General features: G+C 37.3%; 17 protein-coding genes. 14 read left to right on the forward strand and 3 right to left on the reverse strand.

Translation table 11 applies throughout. The annotated features are described in order from the left end of the window. The first annotated feature begins 2 nt into the window (after window positions 1-2). The 7 genes from EO244_RS17085 (at window position 3) to cysN (ending at window position 7582) form a co-directional block, all read left to right on the forward strand. The gene (locus tag EO244_RS17085; protein ID WP_241687941.1) at window positions 3-635 is read left to right on the forward strand and encodes a phosphopantothenoylcysteine decarboxylase; all 633 of its coding nucleotides are present in this window, start codon (window positions 3-5) and stop codon (window positions 633-635) included. Window positions 636-757: 122 nt separating this feature from the next. Then, the gene (gene porD, locus EO244_RS04890) at window positions 758-1651 is read left to right on the forward strand and encodes a type IX secretion system protein PorD (protein WP_129253517.1); all 894 of its coding nucleotides are present in this window, start codon (window positions 758-760) and stop codon (window positions 1649-1651) included. A gap of 46 nt (window positions 1652-1697) precedes the next feature. Next, a complete protein-coding gene (gene recN / locus EO244_RS04895; protein WP_129253519.1) occupies window positions 1698-3353 on the forward strand; it encodes a DNA repair protein RecN in 1656 nt (551 codons plus the stop codon). 118 nt (window positions 3354-3471) lie between these two features. Beyond that, window positions 3472-4311: an enoyl-ACP reductase FabI gene (locus EO244_RS04900; protein ID WP_129253521.1), complete on the forward strand. Its 840-nt coding sequence runs from the start codon at window positions 3472-3474 to the stop codon at window positions 4309-4311. Window positions 4312-4609: 298 nt separating this feature from the next. Then, a complete protein-coding gene (gene cysC, locus EO244_RS04905; RefSeq protein ID WP_129253523.1) occupies window positions 4610-5218 on the forward strand; it encodes an adenylyl-sulfate kinase in 609 nt (202 codons plus the stop codon). 80 nt (window positions 5219-5298) lie between these two features. Then, the gene (cysD, locus tag EO244_RS04910) at window positions 5299-6204 is read left to right on the forward strand and encodes a sulfate adenylyltransferase subunit CysD (protein ID WP_129253525.1); all 906 of its coding nucleotides are present in this window, start codon (window positions 5299-5301) and stop codon (window positions 6202-6204) included. A gap of 106 nt (window positions 6205-6310) precedes the next feature. Continuing rightward, a complete protein-coding gene (gene cysN, locus EO244_RS04915; protein WP_129253527.1) occupies window positions 6311-7582 on the forward strand; it encodes a sulfate adenylyltransferase subunit CysN in 1272 nt (423 codons plus the stop codon). Window positions 7583-7682: 100 nt separating this feature from the next. Here cysN and EO244_RS04920 read toward each other — a convergent pair whose 3' ends face one another. Together EO244_RS04920 and EO244_RS04925 are read right to left on the reverse strand one after the other, a co-directional pair. Then, complete coding sequence (locus EO244_RS04920; protein ID WP_129253529.1) at window positions 7683-9173, reverse strand: OmpP1/FadL family transporter; 1491 nt, start codon at window positions 9171-9173, stop codon at window positions 7683-7685. Window positions 9174-9237: 64 nt separating this feature from the next. Then, complete coding sequence (locus EO244_RS04925; RefSeq protein ID WP_129253531.1) at window positions 9238-10677, reverse strand: hypothetical protein; 1440 nt, start codon at window positions 10675-10677, stop codon at window positions 9238-9240. Window positions 10678-10959: 282 nt separating this feature from the next. Between EO244_RS04925 and proS the strand changes: the two genes are divergently transcribed. From proS to EO244_RS04945, 4 genes are all read left to right on the forward strand, one after another. Next, a complete protein-coding gene (gene proS, locus EO244_RS04930; protein WP_129253533.1) occupies window positions 10960-12435 on the forward strand; it encodes a proline--tRNA ligase in 1476 nt (491 codons plus the stop codon). Between the two features lie 141 nt (window positions 12436-12576). Continuing rightward, window positions 12577-13263 carry a hypothetical protein gene (locus tag EO244_RS04935; RefSeq protein ID WP_206734483.1) on the forward strand — a complete coding sequence of 229 codons (687 nt, stop codon included), beginning with the start codon at window positions 12577-12579 and terminating at the stop codon, window positions 13261-13263. A gap of 39 nt (window positions 13264-13302) precedes the next feature. Next, window positions 13303-14529 (forward strand): peptidase T, encoded by a 1227-nt coding sequence (gene pepT, locus EO244_RS04940; protein ID WP_129253535.1) that lies wholly within the window; start codon window positions 13303-13305, stop codon window positions 14527-14529. A gap of 140 nt (window positions 14530-14669) precedes the next feature. After that, a complete protein-coding gene (locus EO244_RS04945) occupies window positions 14670-15176 on the forward strand; it encodes a hypothetical protein (protein ID WP_129253537.1) in 507 nt (168 codons plus the stop codon). Window positions 15177-15183: 7 nt separating this feature from the next. Here the strand turns inward: EO244_RS04945 and EO244_RS04950 are convergent, their stop codons facing one another. Beyond that, window positions 15184-15501: a winged helix-turn-helix transcriptional regulator gene (locus EO244_RS04950; protein WP_129253539.1), complete on the reverse strand. Its 318-nt coding sequence runs from the start codon at window positions 15499-15501 to the stop codon at window positions 15184-15186. 149 nt (window positions 15502-15650) lie between these two features. Between EO244_RS04950 and EO244_RS04955 the strand changes: the two genes are divergently transcribed. The 3 genes from EO244_RS04955 (at window position 15651) to tilS (ending at window position 19467) form a co-directional block, all read left to right on the forward strand. Next, window positions 15651-16649, forward strand: coding sequence for a YhdH/YhfP family quinone oxidoreductase (locus tag EO244_RS04955; RefSeq protein ID WP_129253541.1), 999 nt, complete (start codon window positions 15651-15653; stop codon window positions 16647-16649). Between the two features lie 104 nt (window positions 16650-16753). Beyond that, window positions 16754-18067, forward strand: coding sequence for an aminodeoxychorismate synthase component I (gene pabB, locus EO244_RS04960; RefSeq protein ID WP_129253543.1), 1314 nt, complete (start codon window positions 16754-16756; stop codon window positions 18065-18067). A 77-nt stretch (window positions 18068-18144) separates the two neighbouring features. Then, window positions 18145-19467, forward strand: coding sequence for a tRNA lysidine(34) synthetase TilS (gene tilS, locus EO244_RS04965; RefSeq protein ID WP_129253545.1), 1323 nt, complete (start codon window positions 18145-18147; stop codon window positions 19465-19467). Window positions 19468-19473 lie beyond the last annotated feature (6 nt).

A 19473-nucleotide genomic window follows, 5' to 3' on the forward strand; every position in this document is an offset into this window, starting at 1 on the left:
TCATGATAACAACAGGGCCGACTTACGAAAAAATCGACCCTGTTCGTTTTATTGGTAATTTTTCCTCTGGTAAAATGGGTTTTTCAATTGCTGAAAAACTCGCAGATGAAGGCGCTCAAGTCATTCTCATCTCCGGGCCGTCTTCATGCCAAACCAATCATCCCAACATACATAGAATAGATGTTGTTTCTGCAAAAGAAATGTATGATGCATCTGTTGAACACTTCCCTAATTGTGATGGGGCGGTTATGGCGGCTGCCGTAGCCGATTTTACACCTCTCAATCCAGTTGATGCTAAGGTCAAGCGCGAAAAATCGAATTATACGATTGAATTAACGCCGACTCAGGATATTGCAGCCTCACTTGGAAAAATGAAATCGGAAAAGCAATTTTTGGTTGGTTTTGCACTTGAGACAAATGATGAAGAGCAAAATGCGCAATTAAAACTGGAAAAGAAGAATTTAGATCTAATAGTGCTTAATTCGTTGAATGATTCAGGTGCCGGCTTTCAGCACGATACAAATAAAATCACCATTTTCTCTCGCAGTGGTCAAATGAAGAAGTTCGATTTAAAAACCAAGAAAGAAGTTGCTGCAGATATTGTTGATGAGTTAATTCTAAATCAAAATTTATAAGGGGTTATCTGGATTTGATTCATCCTTTAAACAATAATTGAATATTTCATTAGTTTGGTTTATAAGACTTGACTGCTCGTTTGTTTTGATTAACTTTAGTCTTAATTTTTGAAAAATTCTATATGCGCAAATTACTTTTTTGTCTTCTTGTTTTAGTTTCAGCTCTAAATGCAAATTCGCAAGAGTTACGCTGTAATATTCAGGTTGTTAGTCAGCAAATTCAAGGAACCAATAAGCAGGTTTTTAGAACGATGCAAACAGCTATTTATGAATTTGTAAACACAAGAAGCTGGACGGATCATATTTATGATCAGGATGAGAAAATAGAGTGTAATATTCTGATAAATCTGACTGATCAGATATCTTCTGATGAGTTTAAAGGGACTATGCAAATTCAGGCACGACGCCCAGTTTTTAATTCGTCATTCAATACGGTTTTATTAAATTTTAAAGATGATGATATTCACTTTAAATATGCCGAATATCAAGCTTTGGAATATAACGAGACGACAACACCAGGTAGTTTAACAGCACTTTTGGCTTTTTATGCCAATATCATTATTGGACTAGATTACGATTCTTTTGCATTAGAAGGTGGTACGCCCTATTTTACAAGGGCTGAGTCAATTGTGAACAAAATGCAGAATGCCAAATATCCAGGATGGAAATCTTTTGAGAGTAAGAGTAACAGGTATTGGTTGATTGAAAATATCCTGAACAACTCCTATCGTCCTGTTCGTGAATGTATTTATCGTTATCATCGTTTGGGATTGGATCGAATGGCTGATAAATTAACTGATGGACGTTCTGAGATAGCTGAATCCTTGCGTCTTTTACAAAAAGCTCACCGAGCAAAGCCCGGTTCTTTTATTCTTCAGATATTTTTTGATGCCAAAGCAGATGAATTGGTTAAGATCTTTACTGAATCGTTCAATGATGAGAAAAAACGGGCTTATAATATTTTATCTGACATCGATCCGGCAAACTTGACTAAGTACAAAAAGATACTTAAGTAGGTCCACCAAATTATTACCCGTAGTACTTTAATTTTATTAATTATATATGCTTCAATCCTTAGCCATACAGAATTATACTTTGATCAATCAGATTGAGATTGATTTTAAAAATGGGTTTTCTATCATAACAGGAGAGACAGGTTCAGGAAAATCTATTTTATTGGGAGCTTTAGGCTTGGTATTAGGTCAACGTCCCGAAACGAATATTCTTAAAGATAAAGATAGAAAGTGCATTATCGAAGCAAATTTTAATATTTCAAAGTATCAGCTTCATAAGTTTTTTGCTGATGCTGAAATGGAGTATGAAGAAGAAACGATTTTGCGACGCGAAATTCTTCCCAACGGGAAAACGCGTGGCTTTGTAAATGATTCCCCTGTTAGTCTGAAGGTTTTAAAAGAGTTGGGACTTAAATTGATTGATATCCATTCTCAGAATCAAAATTTGTCTTTGGGAGATCCTGAATATCAAATGGGTATTGTTGATACTTATGCACAACATACTCCAATATTAATCGACTATCAGGCTCAATTCGAAGCTTACCAAAAAATTAAGAGAGAACTAAGAACTCAGGAAGAAATTGCTCAAAAAGAGAAGGCTGACTTAGATTATTACCAGTTTCAATTGCAGCAATTGCTTGATGCGAATTTAGTGGAAGGTGAACAGGTCGAGATGGAGTCGGAACTTGAAATGCTTAATCATGCTGAAGAGATTAAAACGAATCTGTATAAAGCTTCAAATTTGCTTAGCGAAGGCGATGTTGCAATTATTTCTCTTTTGAAGGAGGCTCGTTCTGCAATTGGGCATGTTCAATCAGTATTTCCTGAAGGGAATGAGTTTTATGAGCGATTTGAAAGCTCCTGTATCGAATTGCAAGATCTGGCTTCTGAACTTGAGAGAAGTTATGAAGCTATGGAATTTGATCCTTCCCGCATTTCTTTTCTGACTGAAAAGTTGGATGCCATATACAGCCTGCAACAAAAACACAGGGTTGAATCTGTTGAGGAGCTGATTAAGATACGTGAGGATCTGGATGAAAAAGTTTTGAAGATTTCATCGAGTGATGATTTGATTGAAGATTTAAAAGCTAAGCTAAAAGCTCAAAATCTGAAACTGGATAAGGCTGCTGATAAACTGAGTAAAAGTAGAAAGTCAGTTATTCCTATTATCGAAAAAACTTTGGAGACTCAATTGATTCAATTGGGCATGCCTCACGCTAAAATTAAGTTCGAACAAAGTATTACTGAAGAATATCAGTATTTAGGCAAGGATTTAATCCGAATTCTTTTTTCTGCTAATAAGAATGGACAGCTTGAGGAAATATCAAAGGTTGCTTCAGGAGGGGAGATGTCGCGATTGATGCTGAGTATTAAATATTTAATATCTGCTTCGACAGCTCTGCCATCTATTGTTTTTGATGAAATCGACACGGGAGTTTCCGGAGAAATAGCTGATAAAATGGGTGTTGTTATGCGTGAAATGGCTGAAAATATTCAGGTGATCAGTATTACGCATTTACCACAAATTGCCAGTAAAGGAAATTATCATTATAAAGTTTATAAGGCGGATGATGAGCTTGAAACTTATTCAAATATAGTTCTTTTAGATCAGGAGAGCCGTATAGAAGAGTTAGCAAAAATGTTGAGTGGGGCAGATATGACTCAGGCAGCAATGGAAAATGCTAAGGTGTTGTTGGAAAGGTAGATGAGATGTAATGTGTTTGATTAGAGAATTTATTCAGTCTTAATTAATGTGTCTTTTTTGATTTAATCTAAATAATATTGGTTAAATTTGTGGCTGATAAAATTGAAAATTTCAAATTATGTCGTACAATTTATTAAAAGGAAAAAAAGGAATCATCTTTGGTGCCTTGAACGAAATGTCAATAGCATGGAAAGTTGCTGAATTGGCTGTTGAAGAAGGTGCTGAGATCGTTTTAACCAATACACCCGTTTCCATTCGTATGGGAACTATTGATGAGTTAGCAAAGAAATGTAATGCACATGTGATTGCTGCTGATGCTACAAATCCTGATGATTTGGAGGAATTGTATAAAAAATCGATGGAACTTTTAGGAGGACCGGTTGATTTTATTCTTCACTCTATTGGTATGTCGCCCAATGTTCGTAAAGGAAATGCTTACGATGAATTGAATTACGAATACCTTAAGAAAACGCTTGATGTTTCGGCTATCTCTTTCCATAAAGTGATTCAGAAAGCTAAAGAAATGGATGTTGTTGCCGAGTGGGGATCTATTGTTGCGTTAACCTATGCAGCGGCTCAAAGAACCATGTACGAATACAACGATATGGCTGATGCAAAGGCTATGTTGGAGTCTATTGCACGTAGTTTTGGTTATATTTATGGTCGTGAGAAACGAGTTAGAGTAAATACAATTTCTCAATCGCCAACTATGACTACCGCCGGTAGTGGTGTAAAAGGTTTCGATAAACTGATTGACTTTTCAGAGCGTATGTCTCCACTGGGAAATGCAGATGCTCAGGAATGTGCTAATTATTGTATTACTTTATTCTCGGATTTAACCAGAAAAGTAACGATGCAGAACTTATTCCACGACGGAGGATTCTCCAATATGGGTATGAGTTACAGAGCAATGCAACAGTACAATAAAAGTTTTGATGATAAGTGTGACTGTAAATAGTCCTTTGCTGATATGAAATTTGAAAAGCTTCCTTTGGGAAGCTTTTTTTGTATCTGTAATTTAATTTTAATATTGATGAAGTTTGATTTATAACCGTGAGTATGGGCGTCTTTTTCTACTGTAAAATCAAGTCTGTGTATTCCTAGTCTAAAATTTTTATAATCATCTTAGAAATTGTACATTTGTGTCTGATTTTTTTGGAGGATCAGGCTTTATAATGCCTTAAGAATCTTCCATTATTGGCGAATAGCGTTTCCCGAATCAGATACGACTGATTGGATTCATTTAAAATAGATTGATGACCACCAAAGCAACAAATATTCATCCTGTTTTCGACCGAATTATTGGTAGGGATGAGAAGGAACAATTTTTAAATCAAAGGGCTCGTGTGATTTGGATGACCGGGCTTTCCGGCTCAGGAAAAACGACTATTGCCATTGGATTGGAGAAAGAACTTCAGAAAAGAGGTTTTTTAACTCAGATTCTTGACGGGGACAATATTCGTACAGGGATTAATAAAAATCTGGGGTTTTCTGATGAGGATAGGACTGAGAATATTCGTCGTATTGCAGAGGTTTCAAAATTGTTTGTGAATTGTGGAATCATCACAATTAATTGTTTTGTGAGTCCGACTCTGGCGATAAGAGAGCAAGCAAAAGAGATTATTGGAGATGATGATTTCAGGGAGGTGTACGTTAATGCGTCTTATGAGGAGTGTGAGAAACGAGATGTAAAAGGTTTGTACAAAAAAGCTCGAAATGGTGAAATCAAAAATTTTACAGGTTTAGATGCTCCTTTTGAAGCGCCTGAAAATGCTTTTTTAGAAATTAAAACGGCAGATTTATCTATCGAAGAGTCTGTTCGTTGTCTGGTCGATGCTATTTTATCGGATATAAGTCAGGCCTAATTAACTTGAGAATATTAAAATATATTATACTGGTGATCGATTTCGATCATATAACAGAAGAGTAAATAAAATTTTTTCGAATGAATGAATACAATATAAATCACTTAAGAGAACTTGAAGCTGAATCGATTTATGTGATTCGTGAAGTTGCAGCTCAATTCGAGAATCCCGTGATGTTATTTTCGGGAGGAAAGGATTCTATCATCATGTTTCATTTAGCACGCAAAGCTTTTGCTCCGGCTAAGGTTCCTTTTGCTTTAATGCACGTTGATACAGGTCACAATTTTCCTGAAACTATTGAATTTCGCGATAGGTTGATGGAAGAAACCGGAACTCGTCTGATTGTACGCTATGTTCAGGATTCTATTGATCAGGGAAAAGCAGTTGAGGAAACTGGATTTGATGCAAGTAGAAACAAGTTGCAAACTGTAACTCTGCTTGATGGTCTTGAAGAATTGCAAGTGGATTGTGCTATGGGAGGAGGTCGTCGTGACGAAGAGAAAGCTCGTGCAAAAGAGCGTTTTTTCTCTCATCGTGATGAGTTTGGACAGTGGGATCCTAAGAATCAAAGACCGGAACTTTGGAATTTATTCAATGGTAAAAAACATATGGGTGAGCATTTCAGAGTTTTTCCTATTTCAAACTGGACTGAGATGGATGTGTGGCAATATATCTATCTGGAGAATATTGATATTCCTAATATTTATTTCTCTCATGAACGTGAAGTATTCTTACGTCATGGTAACTTGTTGTCAGTTTCTGATTTTATTCCTATGCGTGATTCTGAAAAAGTAGAGAAACGAATTGTTCGTTTTAGAACCATTGGTGATGCGACTTGTACAGGTGCTGTTGAGTCACAGGCGAATAGTCTTGAAGATATTATTGAAGAGGTTGCTGCGACAAGAACAACTGAACGTGGCACACGTCATGACGATAAGCGTTCAGAAGCAGCCATGGAAGATCGTAAAAAAGAAGGGTACTTTTAAACCACTTCGAAGCTTTAAATATTAATTCAGGTGATTATTGCTTGAATCAAAAGATAGATTGGAGATTCGGTTCTCGTTTATAAATCTAGAATAAAAAGAAATAAATATGTCAGATAAAACATCAGGATATTTAGATATGGAGCTTTTACGTTTCACTACTGCCGGTAGTGTTGATGATGGTAAAAGTACCCTAATTGGTCGTTTGTTGTATGATAGTAAAGCCATTTTTGAAGATCAAATGGAGGCTATTGAGATTTCAAGCCAAAAGCGTGGAGACACTGAGGTTGATCTAGCTTTACTAACCGATGGTTTAAGAGCTGAGCGTGAGCAGGGGATTACCATTGATGTGGCTTATCGCTACTTTGCAACACCTAAACGTAAATTCATTATTGCGGATACACCAGGTCATATTCAGTATACTCGAAATATGGTGACAGGGGCTTCTACAGCTAACTGTGCCCTTATTTTAGTTGATGCCCGTAATGGTGTGATTGAGCAAACACTTCGTCATTCATATATCGCAAACTTGCTTCAGATACCACATCTTATTGTCTGTATCAATAAGATGGATTTGATGAATTATTCAGAAGAGACTTACGAAAATATTAAGAACGAATATCAGAGAGTTGCAGATAAATTGAATATTAAAGATGTTCGTTTTATTCCTATTTCAGCCAAATTTGGTGACAATGTGGTTGATGCTTCTCAAAATATGGATTGGTATAAGGGTGAGACTTTATTGAGTTTATTGGAAACTATTGAAATTGTTGACGATAGAAATCATGAAGATGCGCGTTTTCCGGTACAATATGTGATTCGTCCTCAGAGCGATGAGTATCACGATTATCGTGGTTTTGCAGGTCGTGTAGCAAGTGGTGTATTCAAACCGGGTGATAAGGTGAAAGTCTTACCATCAGGTAAAGAAAGTACAATTAAAGCTATTGATACCATGACTGGGGAATTGGATATGGCTTTCACACCTCAATCAGTTACTTTAAGGTTGAATGACGAAATCGATACCTCAAGAGGAGACATGATTGTTGCCATAGATAATGTTCCTTTTATGGAACAAGAATTTGATGCAATGGTGTGTTGGATGAATGAGCGTCCAATGATAGCCGGTGGAAAGTATACCATTAAGCATACTTCAAATGAAACGCGTTGTATGGTTCGTAATGTGAACTTCAAAGTTGATATTAATACTTTGGAAGAAATGACGGATGATAAAACGATTGGCTTAAATGATATTGCCTGTTTAAGACTTAAGACTGCTAAGCCTTTGTTTTTTGATTCATATAAGAAAAACCGCAATACAGGGAGTTTCATTTTAATCGATGAAGGAACTAACGAAACAGTTGCAGCAGGAATGATTAGATAGATTTGAGTTGAAATTTACTTTTGACTATTGTTCATATAACAAAAAAAAAGCTCCGAATAGGAGCTTTTTTTTGTTTGATCAAATCCTGTTTTATTACCGATTAAAATTTGAATCCAAAGCTTAATTTAATTTGATGGTTTTCGTCTTCGAGATTTACTCTATCTGAAGAAATTATGTTTCCATCTAAGTCTGTTGAGTTGTAATACAAAAACGACTCATCTTTATTTGAATAGCTATAAGCAGCATCGAAAAAGAAATTGCCCTGACGAATACCAAAACCAGCTGAATAAACATTGTACGATTCGTCGACAGCACTCGATTTGTAGGGATTACCATAATTTGCAAATCCACCTCTTAAGCTAAATGCAGATGAGACACGGTATTCTAGTCCAGCTCTTAAGTTACCTACACTTTCATAGGATGACTTAATGATATCATTTGCTTCGGGGAATTCAGCAGTACCGTTAAAATCAAAATCATCTTGGCCATCTGTGAATTTTGCTTTTGAGTAATCGATAAATTCATAGTCCAAACTCAGGAGGGCTTTCTTAGATAAAACAACTGCACCACTCAAAGTAAATTTCATTGGAGTTCGATAATTATATGTGTAATTCGATCGCAGGGTTCTGTCACGATAGTTCGAATAGCCATCAAGATCTTCTGTTTTAAAATGAGAAGCCATTTCATTTTGAAACTCATCTTCCATTGAGAAGAAAGTTGGCGTATGAAGCGAGGCTCCTAATCGGATGTTTTGATTAGGCTTATAAATAAGGCCCAGTTTAAGATTAGCACCAACTCCGGTTGTCTTTACATATTCTTCAAAATAATAATTGCTTAAGTCAGAAGCACTATTAGTTAAAGTACTCTCAGTAAAACGAGCTGTTGATTTGTAATTGATACTTTGGATACCGAGAGTAGCTCCCAGATAAAGTTTGTGAGCATAGTTGGCTCCGAAAGATATGTTGAATTCACCCATAGAGCCTTTTTCTTCTACGGTTTTTCTTTGGTTCATTTTTTCTCCAGGAAAGATTGGAAGATCGTAGTCAAGAGGGTTTTCATCTTGTGGATTCAATAAGTAAGTTTCGTAAGCTAGTCTTTCCGTTGGGTTTAATTGGTTTTCAGTAAATCCATCTGCATTTGCTTCAAATACATCAAGCATACTGGTTTCAGAGGCTAAGATTTGAGAGATAGATGATTTTCTAAAATTATTGATACGATTGTAGCCAATTCCAAAGTTGAAATTCTGCCAGCCATCTTTAGACGTTATTCTGGGTTTAAAAGTGGCGACATAACCAATATTACTTAAGCCTAAAGTGAATTTATCATCGTTTAAATTACCACTGGTGCTTTTTCTCATTTCCATTGTAGGTGTAAATGTGAATTCAGAACTTTGGTAGACAGCCAGACCAGCAGGGTTGATACCAATGCTGGAAAAATCGCCACCAAGGGCTCCAAATGCGCCCCCCATAGCTGTTGATCGTGCAGTTCCAGTATAGAACTGTTGAGAATATCGCAGAGCATCATCTGCAGTTTGTGCGTATAATATTCCAGAAAAGACTGTAAGGAATAATAATGTGATGTATCTTTTCATAGTATGTGTATTTATAGTAGGTTATGAAAAATAGTAAAATCAATATCCAGAATTAACGAATCACTTACCTTCTTCTTGAGCCACCCCCTGAACGGCTTCCGCTATTGGATGATCTTGAAGAAGAGCTTGAAGAACGAACAGCACCCGATGAATGTGATGATGAAGATCTTGAAGGGCTGTACGAACTTGAAGAGCTTCTTGTTGAACTTCTGTTAGAGCTAGGCGTACTTCTCACCTTACTATATCCGGATGTTCTTGTGCTTGTACCTCGTGTATTGATCGATCGTTTGGTTCCTGAATTATTATACGATGGACGTGAATTACTTTGAGGTTTTGTATAATTACTTGTTCTTCTTCTTGTGGTTGTTGCACTTTTTGTTCCACTATAGCTTGAGCGGTTTTGTGTCCCGTATCGTGTTGTAGTTCCCTGGTAGTTTGATCGTCTGACAGTTCCTGAAGGATTCATTTGTCTTGTACTTGTTCCAACTCGATTGCTGTATGAACCTCTACTATTTCGCGAACCGTATCTTTGAGCAGCAGTCGATCTTCTGATAGATTCCTGAGCTGTTGTTGCAGAACGAGAAGTTGTAGTTCCCGATTTTGTATAACCAGCAGAGCGATTAATTCGGCTTACTGTACCATTAGTTCTTGTGGCGGCACTTCTGTTTGTGTAAGTTTGGTTTGTACCAAGTTTGGTTCCCATACTTGTTCTGTGCCCGTAATAGTTGTTCGAGTATCTGGCAGAACCATAGTAACCCCCATGGTGATGGTGGTTGTATCCGAAGTATGGATAACATCCGCCATAGTATGAATAAGGGCTGTAGTAAGGATACCCCCAACCAAAGTTCAATGACCAATAGAAATCATCGTAAAATCCATAGCCTAATCCAAATCCAAACCCAAAGCTTGAACCACAATATGGGTAGTTGTATGCAAAAGTTCGACCATAACGAACGGGTGAATATCTGTAAGAACTGTAGTATCTGGGGTTTGTCCAGCTTGGTGTCCACCAAACTTTATCCCCTTCAATATATACGTTCCAGTCAGGATCTCCCGCTAGCCACATGGCTGTGTTGTAGCCGGTGTTATCGTAAAATCCAAAACCTTGAGGATACCAGCGTCTAAGACTTTCAGCGTCTTCACGATCCCATTCACTACCTTTAAATTCGCTTAGATAATAGCCTTGGTCTTCGTTATAGAATGTTGTGTCGATACTCTCAATAGAATCATTCTGAATCATTTTATTGTATTCTTCCTGAATACGTTGGAAATCCCGTTCATCTTTGAAGGTAGACTTAGTTGCAGGTTCAACTGCTTTTGTTTCAATCCTAGGTTCTTTTTTCTCGGCATGAGTCGCGTAGACCGCCATTTCCTGATCAATTAGAGATGCCTCACCAGGAACGTAATAAATGTCATCCTGATAGGCTGATGTTCCCACATAAGATGGAGAACAGGCCGTTGCAATTAGCAAGGGAACGATTAATAATTTGAAGTAAGCTTTCATCTGGATATGATTTAAGTTTTAGCTTTAATGTAATTTAGTCGATTGGATTATTAATCCATTTAGGTATAAGCAAAAATCGCGCCTAAAATGTGTTTAATAATTATTTAATCTCCTAAGTTTCATGACAAGCCTTCAATATGATTATCTAATAATATTTTATACTTTTGTAGCCAAAATTTAAAAGTCTTAAGTCCTTTTATTTGATATTTATCTTATAAAAGGATTTTTTAACAGCTTTTAAGTGTTATTTAGTAAGCAAATACTATACCAAAACAATATAAAATGGCAAAAGTTTTAACCAGTAGAAGCGAAAATTATTCGCAATGGTATAACGACTTAGTAATTAAGGCAGATCTTGCAGAAAATTCTGCAGTTAGAGGTTGTATGGTGATTAAACCATATGGTTATGCTATTTGGGAAAAAATACAAGCAGTTCTTGATGGAAAGTTTAAGGAAACTGGACATCAGAATGCCTATTTCCCTCTTTTAATTCCTAAGTCATTTCTAAGTAAGGAAGCTGATCACGTTGAAGGATTCGCAAAAGAGTGTGCAGTTGTAACCCATTATCGTTTGATGAACGATCCCAATGGAAAGGGTGTTGTTGTTGATCCTGAGGCTCGTTTGGAAGAGGAATTGATTATTCGACCGACTTCTGAAACTATTATTTGGAATACCTATAAAAACTGGATTCAATCATATCGCGATTTGCCTATTTTAGTTAATCAGTGGGCAAACGTTATGCGTTGGGAAATGCGTACGCGTTTGTTTTTACGTACTGCAGAATTTCTTTGGCAAGAAGGGCATACTGCTCATGCTACAGAAAAAGAAGCTTTGGCTGAAACGGAGCAAATGATTAATGTTTACGGCGATTTTGCTGAAGGTTGGATGGCTGTTCCTGTACTGAAAGGTAGAAAAACTGAATCTGAGCGATTTGCCGGAGCTCTGGATACCTATTGTATTGAAGCATTGATGCAGGATGGTAAAGCTCTTCAGGCTGGTACGTCTCACTTTTTAGGACAAAACTTCGCAAAAGCTTTTGACGTAAAGTTTGCAAATAAAGAAGGTAAGGAAGATTATGTATGGGCAACTTCATGGGGAGTATCAACCCGACTGATGGGAGCTTTGGTAATGGCACATTCTGATGATCATGGTTTGGTACTGCCTCCAAAATTGGCTCCAATTCAGGTTGTTATTGTTCCTATTTATCGTAAAGAGGAAGAGTTAGCTAAGTTAACAGAGGTCATCGCTCCTATCGTGGCTAAACTTAAAGCGAAAGGAATTTCAGTTAAGTTTGACGATAGTGATAACCGTAAACCAGGCTGGAAGTTTGCCGAATACGAATTGAAGGGTGTCCCTGTACGTTTGGCTATGGGAGCTCGTGATCTTGAGAATGGAACGGTTGAGTTGGCTCGTCGTGATATCTTAACTAAGGAAACTGTTGCTGTCGATGGTGTTGAAGATTTAATCGAAAATCTTCTTGAAGAAATTCAGAATAGCATTTTTCAAAAAGCACTTGATTTCAGAACAGAGAAAACAACTAAGGTTGATTCTTACGATGAATTCAAGGAACTTTTAGAAACGAAAACAGGATTTTTCTTAGCGCACTGGGATGGCACTGTTGAGACTGAAGAGAAAATCAAAAATGAAACAAAAGCAACAATCCGTTGTATTCCTTTTGATAATGAGCTGGAAGAGGGCGTTTGCATGGTAACAGGTAAGCCATCGAAACAACGTGTTGTATTTGCTAAATCATATTAATATCTCAGATATTACCATTTCTTTAAATTTTGTTGTTTAACGAAATTTAAACTTATAAATAACCGTCACCGATTCTTCGGAGACGGTTTTTTTTTACCTTTATCTGATCATTTTAAATTAGGTTAATTATTTATACGATATATGATGAATATACTTAATACAAAATCAGCCATTTTACAGACGATCCGCGAAAAATCTATTCTAAAACAACTGGTTTATAAGAATACATCCGAAGTTTTTGCTCAATTGAAACAGGTTCTTGAGAATTTGGTTCTGGAATACAATACTGAACTTCAGGACGAATTGGATGCTGTAAAATTGGAATATGTTGATAGAGGAAAATCTGAGGTTCAAATTCGGGTCGCATCGGATATTCTTGTTTTTAGTATGTATTCAAATGTTTTTCAGTTTGATAGAGATCATGCTGTTTGGCAGAAGGATTATGTGAAGCAAAAGCCCGATAATGCTTATTCCGGAATTATTAATATTTATAATTTCTTATCCGATTCATTTAAGTATAACCGATCTGAAGACCTGGGGTATCTGGTTGCTCGTATTTTTATCAATCAGGAAAAGCATTATATCGTTGAGGGAAAAAGACAGATGGGCTTATTGGAGCATGATTTATCTCAATCGATTAGTGATGAGAATAGCTTAAGAAAGATTGTCGAAACAGCGATTAACTATTCCTTAAATTTTGATTTATTGGTGCCACCATATGATGATGTTAAAATTTTGGCTGTAGCCGATATCGAAGAGAAAATTCATAATGCAAAGATCAAGACAGGTAAGCGTTTGGGCTTTCAGTTTAAGTCAGATGATGTTTAAAAAAATATTAGCAATTAATAAAAGACAATAATATAAAAGATGACTGCAGTAGTAGATAAATTTATAAAATACGTTCAGTTTGATACTGAATCTGATACACAAACAGGCCTAACACCAAGTACTCCAGGACAAATGTTTTTAGCCGAAGAATTGGTTAAGGAGTTAGAAGAAATGGGGATGAGTCATGTCTCTCTTGACGAAAATGGTTATGTAATGGCTGTTTTACCATCGAATATGGACAAGGAAGTTCCTACTGTAGGCTTTGTGTCGCACATGGATACCAGCCCTGATTTTACGGGAAAACATGTAAAACCTCAGTTTGTTGAAAACTACGATGGGGGCGATATTGTTTTGAACAAGGAGCAAAACATTGTGATGAAGGTGGCTGATTTCCCGGATTTGAAAATGTATGTGGGACAAACTTTGATCACGACTGATGGAACAACACTTTTAGGTGCTGATGATAAAGCCGGAGTTGCTGAAATAATGACGGCTGTTGAGTATTTGATTAATCATCCTGAAATTAAACACGGTGCTGTTCATGTTGGTTTTACACCTGATGAGGAGATTGGTCAGGGAGCTGATTTTTTCAATGTCGAAAAATTTGGGGCTGATTTTGCTTACACGCTTGATGGTGGTGAGATAGGGGAGTTGCAATTCGAAAATTTCAATGCAGCTTATGCTGAAGTCTCCTTTAAAGGACGTAATGTTCACCCAGGGATGGCTAAGGACAAGATGATTAATTCGATGAATATTGTTCAGGAATTCAGATCGCAATTACCTATGGATGAGGTGCCGGAAAAAACCGAAAATTATGAAGGTTTTTACCACCTTTTAGGTATCGAAGGCAGTGTTGAGAATTCAAAATTGCAATACATCATTCGTGATTTTGATATGGATGCTTATAATGCACGTAAAAACAAGTTTGAAACAATTTGTAAAGACTTACGAGCGAAGTATGGTGAGGAAAATGTGACTCTTCAAATGAAGGATCAGTATTTTAATATGCGTGAGAAGATTGAGCCTGTTAAGTATATTGTTGACATTGCTGAGCAGGCAATGAAAGATGTGGGGGTAACGCCTAAGGTGGTTCCAATTCGTGGTGGAACTGATGGCAGCCGTTTATCGTATATGGGTTTGCCTTGTCCTAATATTTTTGCAGGGGGGCACAATTTCCATGGTCGATTCGAATATGTGCCGGTAGACTCCATGCAGAAAGCTGTTGATGTTATTTTAAAGGTGGTTGACTTAATCGCAAAGCGATAAGCTTAATTTATAATTTATAGAGAACGGTACACATAAATTTGTGTGCCGTTTTTTTCTGCACATGATTCTGTAGAGAAATTAGTTACCTTCGGAACTTTAAAACACAAAAGTTTACTATTTGACCCTAACTCAGAATGAAGATGTCGAAGCTTAAAAAATATAGTGCACCGGAATTGCACAATGAGGTGAGTAGGCTTTATAGCCAAAAGGCTTATTCTGAGATGATTCAATTTGAGCAAGCCTATCTTAAGCTTGAGATTCAAAATATGGATGAACTACAATCTTTGACTGAAATGTTTTCCCGGGCTTATATGATATTGGGTCAGCAAGATAGAAAACTAGCTTTGTCAAGGCAGTATAGAATTGCATTGAAGTCTCTTGCTTGTGGGTTTGATAATTCAGAAATTCACAATTGGAAACTGAATCTGGAAGAAGCGTTTTTTATGCGATATGTGAAAGTGAATAAATATATTCTTTATTTTATTTTGCTTGCCGTTCTGTTGGTAAATTTAGATTTTGTTCCGTCCAATAGTGCTTATATGCCCATACTCACACTTACTGCTGTTGTTTGGTATATTATGAATTATGTGATGAATTGTCGGGTGAAGCGTTTATATTTGAGACTGATTCGTTTTATCTATAGCTAATGCCTGTTTATTCTTCCATTCTTTTCTCAAACAAACGGCCCCCTTTTAGCATGGCTTTTAAAATTGGTGAAATTTGATCACCCAATTCAGTTAAACTGTATTCAACTTTTGGTGGAATAATGGGATAGGCTTTTCTGTTAACAATGCCGGCCTCTTCCAGTTCTTTTAGATTTTTACTGAGCATCCTGTCACTGATATCAGGCAAGAGTTGTCCCAATTCTTTATAACGTTTGGTGCCTTGCTTGAGGTGCAAGATGATGGTCGCTTTTCGTTTTCCTTTAACGAAATTGATGAATGTGTCGACGGGGCAGTAACCTTTTTCCAAAATTTATTAAGATTAGTGACTTGTAAATCAGTATTTCTGACAGAAATGTTAGTGGCAGACCTAAATGTAAGCTCTTGATTGATAGATAAACTCCATGTAACTTTGCACAAGATAAGGATAATCCTGAACAAATAGAATTTAGATTAATTATGGAATCGACTAAAACTTTTAAGGCCTTACGTGTAAACGAAGAGGATGGAAAATATATAAGAAGAATTGAAGAACGTCAACTGTCTGATTTGCCTGAAGGCGATGTGCTTGTGCGTGTCAACTATTCTTCATTAAATTTTAAGGATGCTCTTTCTTGCATTGGGAACAAGGGCGTGACTCGCAATTACCCTCACACACCAGGGATTGATGCTTCGGGTATTGTTGAAGCTTCTTCTGATTCCCGATTTCAAGCGGGTGATGAGGTGATTGTGACTTCGTATGATTTGGGGATGAATACCGATGGCGGATTTAGTGAATATATTCGTGTTCCGGCTGATTGGATTGTTCGTAAACCTAAAAATTTAAGCTTGAAACAAGCTATGGTATACGGAACAGCTGGTTTTACAGCGGCTTTATCGGTTTATCGTTTGTTGGCAGCTGGACAAACGCCGGAAATGGGACCTGTTGTTGTTACCGGAGCACTTGGGGGTGTTGGCGCGGTTGCTGTTTGTATTTTAAATCACCTGGGTTTTGAGGTGATTGCTGCAACATCCGATTTGAATGATGGTGAAGAAGCGCTTAAAAAATTGGGAGCAGCCAGCAGAATTGATAAGACCGAAACGGATGATCAATCAGGCCGTCCTATGTTGCGACCAAAGTGGGCTGGTGCTATTGATGTTGTTGGCGGTAATGTGCTTTCGACACTTTTGAAAGCTTGTCAACCTATGGGAAATGTGACCTGTTGTGGTAATATTGGATCAGGTGATTTGAATGGAACGGTTTATCCTTTTATTCTAAAAGGTATTAGTCTGATTGGTATCGATTCTCAAAACTGCCCAATGGCTTTGCGCCAGAAAGTTTGGGATAAGTTGGCTGATGAATGGCAGTGCGAAAACTTGGAAGAGGTAACTGTTGAGTGTAACCTTGAAGAGTTGGATACATACATTGATAAAATGATTGAGAAGAAAAGTCGCGGTCGTGTGATTGTGAAATTATAATCCTTCGAAAACTAAATATTATAAGATAATGCTTGTCATTTTTATGGCAGGCATTTTTTTATCCTTGATTAATTAATCCTCTGAAATTGCCTTATCTTTGCGGCATGCGTAAAATCTTAAGTTTTCAGATATCGGATGTTGCTCGTTTTAAAGAGCAGTTGTTGATTTGGTCCAGACCATTTAAAAGGTTTGCCATACTCGATAGTCATGAGGTGAATCAGAAAGCCAATTCGAAAAAGGAATACAACTCATACGAATTACTTGCAGGGATAGCTGCTTTGCAGGAGATTCAGATTGAGGCGAATTGTTTTGAGACTTTGAGGCAGACTTATGATGCCAATCAGGATTGGTGGTTTGGTTTTATGACCTACGATTTAAAAAATGAATTGGAAGATCTTACTTCTGAGAATTTTGACGGGGTACAGATGCCAGCTCTTCATTTTTTTCAGCCACGCTGGGTTTTGGTTCTGAAGGAATCCAATCTTGAAGTTCATTATTTTGAGAAAGAGAATTCAGCTGATGAGGCACACGAGTTAATACAGCAGATTCTGGAAATTGAAATCGAGGCGCCCAAGGCCTCGTTAGTTCCCAATATTAAACATCGCATAAGCAAACAGGAATATCTCGATGCGGTGAATGCTTTAAAGGAGCACATTCGTTTAGGCGATATTTATGAGGTGAATTTTTGTCAGGAATTTTATGCTGAACACACTAAGATTGATCCATTGGAAACCTATCGAAGTTTGAGACAGGTTTCACCTACACCTTATTCATGCTATTATGCGTTGGGGGATAAATTCCTTTTGTCGGCATCACCGGAACGATATATCAAGAAGCAAGGTTCTAAAATTATATCGCAACCCATTAAAGGCACTGCCAAAAGAGGAGCGACTCCTGATGAAGATAATCAGATTAAGGAATTTTTATTTACCGATCCTAAAGAGCGAGCTGAGAATATCATGATTGTGGATTTGGTTCGCAATGATTTATCCAGAACTGCGGCCAAAGGGACTGTCAAAGTGGAGGAATTGTGTGGAATTTATACCTTCCCTCAGGTGCATCAGATGATTTCAACTGTGGTGTCGGAATTGAGGGAGGATGCACATTTTGTAGATTGCATCAAACACAGTTTTCCTATGGGATCGATGACCGGAGCGCCAAAGGTTCGTGCCATGAAATTGATTGAGAAGTATGAGGTGACCAAGCGTGGCCTTTTTTCAGCGGCTGTAGGATATATTACTCCCGAAGCTGATTTTGATTTTAATGTTGTGATTCGTAGCATACAATATAACGCCAAAGATGATTATCTTTCCTTCATGGTTGGTGGTGCTATTACCATGCAATCTGAACCTGAAAAGGAATACCAGGAATGTCTGCTGAAAGCAAAGGCAATTAAGCAGGTCTTGGGAAATGACTAGTACTTAACCCCGTTGTCTGTTGTCAGTTGTCGGTCTTTCGATAATTGTAAATGGATAGCTGATAACCGATAACTGAAATGCTTAGGAAATTAGTTCGTCATATCGAAAAGGAAGACTTGTTTTATAGAAACGAAAGAATTTTAGTTGCTGTTAGTGGTGGTCTTGATTCGGTGGTTTTGCTCCATCTTTTGCACAAAATGGAAATGGATTGCGTGGTGGCACATTGCAATTTTCAATTACGGGATAAGGATTCGGATGGTGATGAGATTTTTGTGAAGAATCTGGCTGAACATTACAAATTTCCCGTTTACTCAGTCACTTTTGAAACCACTGAGTATGCAAAAGAAAAAGGTATTTCTATTGAGATGGCTGCACGCGATTTGCGTTACAATTGGTTTGAAACCATCCGAAAGGAAAATGATTGTCGGTACATTTTAACGGCTCATCATGCTGATGATGTGATTGAAACGGTTTTGATCAATCTGGTTCGGGGCACGGGTATTCATGGCTTGACAGGTATAAAAGCAAAGAAAGGGAAATTGGTTCGTCCCTTATTGCCATTTACCCGAGAGGAAATCAAAACTTATGCTGAGCAAAATGAGTTGGAATATCGTGAGGATTATACCAATATTCAGACTGATTTTGTAAGGAATAAAATCCGCCATCAAATTATTCCGGTTCTTCAGGAAATCAATCCGGCTATTCAAAAAACAATGAATGAGAATGTGGGACGATTTCGTGATATTGAGCAAATTTATAATCAGGAAATTGCAAAAAGGCGTTTGAGTTTTGTTGACCAGGAAGATGGTCGTTTGTTGATATTAATTGCAGAATTGAAGAAATTGACATCTCCGAATTCTCATTTGTATGAGCTTTTGCATCCTTATGGCTTTCATTCTCGTGAGATCATAAACATTTTGGAATCTTTGGATTCAATTTCTGGTAAGATGTTCTATACCGAAAATTATCAGCTGCTCAGGGATAGAGACTATCTGGTGTTGACCGAGAAAGGAGAAAAAGATTATCGTGAATATCAGTTGGATAAAAATGATCGAATAGAGCTTGGAGAATACATTGTTGAATGTGAGGTTTTCGATCGGCCTTCTGATTTTAAATTTTCTACTGATAGCCAAATTGCTTGTTTCGATGCTGATAAATTGACTTTCCCTCTTGAGCTTCGCAAGTGGCAGGAGGGGGATGTGTTTCAGCCCATTGGAATGAAAGGACGAAAAAAAGTATCTGATTATTTTATCGATAATAAGTTTTCGTTGACTGATAAAGAAAATGCCTGGCTCTTGGTTTCGGGAGATGATATCATTTGGCTAGTTGGTCATAGAATGGATGATCGTTTTAAAATCACAAAAGACACGATTTCAGTTTACCAGGTGTGTATTAGTTGAATGCGT

The organism is Ancylomarina salipaludis (assembly GCF_004122035.1).
Lineage (GTDB): Bacteria > Bacteroidota > Bacteroidia > Bacteroidales > Marinifilaceae > Ancylomarina > Ancylomarina salipaludis.

Coding starts and splice junctions, on each gene's coding strand:
- EO244_RS17085 (WP_241687941.1), top strand. CDS start 3: ATGATAACAACAGGGCCGACTTACGAAAAAATCGACCCTGTTCGTTTT.
- porD (WP_129253517.1), top strand. CDS start 758: ATGCGCAAATTACTTTTTTGTCTTCTTGTTTTAGTTTCAGCTCTAAAT.
- recN (WP_129253519.1), top strand. CDS start 1,698: ATGCTTCAATCCTTAGCCATACAGAATTATACTTTGATCAATCAGATT.
- EO244_RS04900 (WP_129253521.1), top strand. CDS start 3,472: ATGTCGTACAATTTATTAAAAGGAAAAAAAGGAATCATCTTTGGTGCC.
- cysC (WP_129253523.1), top strand. CDS start 4,610: ATGACCACCAAAGCAACAAATATTCATCCTGTTTTCGACCGAATTATT.
- cysD (WP_129253525.1), top strand. CDS start 5,299: ATGAATGAATACAATATAAATCACTTAAGAGAACTTGAAGCTGAATCG.
- cysN (WP_129253527.1), top strand. CDS start 6,311: ATGTCAGATAAAACATCAGGATATTTAGATATGGAGCTTTTACGTTTC.
- EO244_RS04920 (WP_129253529.1), bottom strand. CDS start 9,173: ATGAAAAGATACATCACATTATTATTCCTTACAGTCTTTTCTGGAATA.
- EO244_RS04925 (WP_129253531.1), bottom strand. CDS start 10,677: ATGAAAGCTTACTTCAAATTATTAATCGTTCCCTTGCTAATTGCAACG.
- proS (WP_129253533.1), top strand. CDS start 10,960: ATGGCAAAAGTTTTAACCAGTAGAAGCGAAAATTATTCGCAATGGTAT.
- EO244_RS04935 (WP_206734483.1), top strand. CDS start 12,577: ATGATGAATATACTTAATACAAAATCAGCCATTTTACAGACGATCCGC.
- pepT (WP_129253535.1), top strand. CDS start 13,303: ATGACTGCAGTAGTAGATAAATTTATAAAATACGTTCAGTTTGATACT.
- EO244_RS04945 (WP_129253537.1), top strand. CDS start 14,670: ATGTCGAAGCTTAAAAAATATAGTGCACCGGAATTGCACAATGAGGTG.
- EO244_RS04955 (WP_129253541.1), top strand. CDS start 15,651: ATGGAATCGACTAAAACTTTTAAGGCCTTACGTGTAAACGAAGAGGAT.
- pabB (WP_129253543.1), top strand. CDS start 16,754: ATGCGTAAAATCTTAAGTTTTCAGATATCGGATGTTGCTCGTTTTAAA.
- tilS (WP_129253545.1), top strand. CDS start 18,145: ATGCTTAGGAAATTAGTTCGTCATATCGAAAAGGAAGACTTGTTTTAT.